Consider the following 622-nt stretch of genomic DNA (forward strand, 5'->3'; position numbering starts at 1 on the left):
TGCTGACGCTCCTCGGCCTCCAGCAACGGCAGGCTCCAGAGGTTCGCGTCCGCGTCCTTCGTGATGCCGGCCAGCAACGTGCCCAGGTGGCTCAGCATCCGCTGGGCCGTCTCCGCGTCGTACAGGTCCGTGCTGTATTCGAGCGACGCCGCGAGGCCCTGGCCTGTCTCCGCCATCCCCAGCGTCAGGTCGAACTTCGCCGTCGCACCTTCGGTTTCGAGAGCACGCAACGCAAGGCGGGTGTTCGGACGCACCTCTCCCGTGTTCGCGGCGACAGCAGCGGCCTGCCAGGTGAACATCACCTGGAAGAGCGGCGTCCGGCTCAGGTCACGCTCCGGCTTCAGTTCCTCCACCAGCTTCTCGAACGGCACTTCCTGGTGCGCGTACGCGCCCAGCGTCGTCTCCTTCACCTGACGGAGGACGTCGCGGAAGGAAGCGCTGCCTTCGAGCTTCGTGCGCAGCACCAGCGTGTTCACGAAGAAGCCGATGAGGCCTTCCAGCTCCGTGCGGTTACGGCCCGCGATGGGCGTGCCCACGCTGATGTCCTGCTGCCCGCTGTAGCGGGCCAGCAACACCTGCCACGCCGCGAGCATCACCATGAAGGACGTGGCCCCTTCCTGAC

Annotated in this window: 1 protein-coding gene; it reads right to left on the reverse strand. The window is 66.9% G+C overall.

Translation table 11 applies throughout. The features are described 5' to 3' along the window. On the reverse strand, nt 1-599 hold a 599-nt coding region (locus tag ACLEQD_RS44950), incomplete at its 3' end, for a condensation domain-containing protein (RefSeq protein ID WP_410391999.1). Nucleotides 600-622 lie beyond the last annotated feature (23 nt).

The sequence above is a fragment of the Corallococcus sp. 4LFB genome, from assembly GCF_046520365.1.
Taxonomy (GTDB): Bacteria; Myxococcota; Myxococcia; order Myxococcales; family Myxococcaceae; genus Corallococcus; species Corallococcus caeni.